The organism is Pseudomonas capeferrum (assembly GCF_013523055.1).
Classification (GTDB): Bacteria; Pseudomonadota; Gammaproteobacteria; order Pseudomonadales; family Pseudomonadaceae; genus Aquipseudomonas; species Aquipseudomonas capeferrum_A.
In genome coordinates this window covers 1-1294 of the sequence record NZ_JAAMQM010000054.1, presented here as the reverse complement: position 1 = coordinate 1294, position 1294 = coordinate 1, and the positions used below count along the sequence as shown (strand labels likewise).

Below are 1294 nucleotides of genomic sequence, written 5' to 3'. Positions count from 1 at the left end.
TCGCTAACCGTTGGTATCACCGATGCCACCGTTGATGGCCAGACCTTCGAAAACCTGCAGCTGGGTGGCTCCGCCACCGTGCAGATCGCCGACACCATCAACGATGTCGTGGCGACCCTGACCGCTGACAAGACCACTGTCGCCGAAGGCGGTCAGATCACCTACACCGTGACCCTGAGCAGCAAGGATGGCTTGCCGGTTACTGGCCACCAGGGCCTGACCTTTACGCTCACCGACGGCACTGTCGTCGAAGTGGCCAAGGGCAGTGCTGCCGGTACCGCCACCATCACTGCCAACGATGACGTGTATGTCGGTGGCCAGCCGGCCATTGCCCAGACCATCACCGGTGTAACTGGTGATGCGGTCTTCGAGAACCTGATCACTGCTGGCAGCACCACCACGACCGTCACCGACGAAACTGGTACGCCGAACAACCCAGGGACTCCAGGTACGCCAAATGGCGGCGACCAGGTTTTGGTCAGCATTGTCAGCAATGGCAACGTCACCGAAGCCGAGCAGCCGGTCTTCACCGTACGCGTCAACCAGGTCCTGGACCGTGACCTCACCGTCACCCTGACCAATGGTGACAAGGTCCTTATCGCCGCGGGCCAGACCGAAGCCACCTACCGCACCGATGCCCAGGGTGATGACGTCTTCAAGGACGCCGGCTCGCTAACCGTTGGTATCACCGATGCCACCGTTGACGGCCAGACCTTCGAGAACCTGCAGTTGGGTGGCTCGGCCACCGTGCAGATCGCCGACACCATCAACGAAGTGGTCGCCACGCTCACGGCTGACAAGACCACCGTCACCGAAGGCGGCCAGATCACCTACACCGTCACCTTGATCAGCAAGGACGGCCTGCCGGTGATCGGTCACCAGGGCATGACCTTCACCCTCGAAGGCGGCGGTCTCGTCACCATCGAGGCAGGCAAGGCCAGCGGCACCTATGTCCTGACCACGGCCGACGACGCCTACGTCGGCGGCCAGCCCGTCATCAACAAGTCGATCACTGGCATCACCGGTGGCAACGTCTTCGAGAAGCTGTCGACCTCGGGCTACACCTGCACCACGGTCACTGACGAAACCGGTACCCCGAATAACCCAGGTACCCCAGGTACACCGAACGGCGGAGACTTGGTCACCGTCGGCATCACGGCCGATCAAAACTCGATCACCGAGGACAAGCCGGCCACCTTCACCGTCACCCTCAACCGCAGCCTGGAGCGTGACCTCACCGTCACCCTGAGCAACGGTGACACCGTAACGGTCAAGGCAGGCAAGACCACCGCCT

The 1294-nt window shown here is 62.1% G+C and carries 1 protein-coding gene; it reads left to right on the top strand.

What is annotated here, in order from left to right; all coding sequences use genetic code 11:
* Positions 1-1294, top strand: a 1294-nt coding sequence (locus tag G7009_RS27265) for an immunoglobulin-like domain-containing protein (RefSeq protein ID WP_375139578.1), incomplete at both ends; no start/stop codon positions are given.